Genomic DNA, 234 nt, shown 5'->3' on the forward strand with positions numbered 1-234 from the left:
GCGCAGCGTCGTCTATGGAGAGGCGCCGAACCGGCGCGTGGGTGACCGGGTGCGCGTCGCGGGCGAGACGCTGGAACTGCTGCGCTAGCCAGCCGGCTTTTCGTCCGCCACCACGCAGTTGCGGCCACCCGCCTTGGCGCGGTACAGCGCCGCATCGGCGGCCGCAACGACCTGGTCCAGCGGCCGCTCGCTGTCCATCGCCGCCACGCCGAAGCTGGCGGTGATGCGCAGGTC

1 protein-coding gene is annotated in these 234 nt (G+C 73.1%); it reads right to left on the reverse strand.

All coding sequences use genetic code 11. The features are described from left to right. Positions 1-84 precede the first annotated feature (84 nt). Positions 85-231: a diguanylate cyclase domain-containing protein gene (locus tag AC0IZJ_RS28800; RefSeq protein WP_471855710.1), complete on the reverse strand. Its 147-nt coding sequence runs from the start codon at positions 229-231 to the stop codon at positions 85-87. Positions 232-234 lie beyond the last annotated feature (3 nt).

It is taken from the genome of Roseateles sp. AC306 (genome assembly GCF_979253795.1).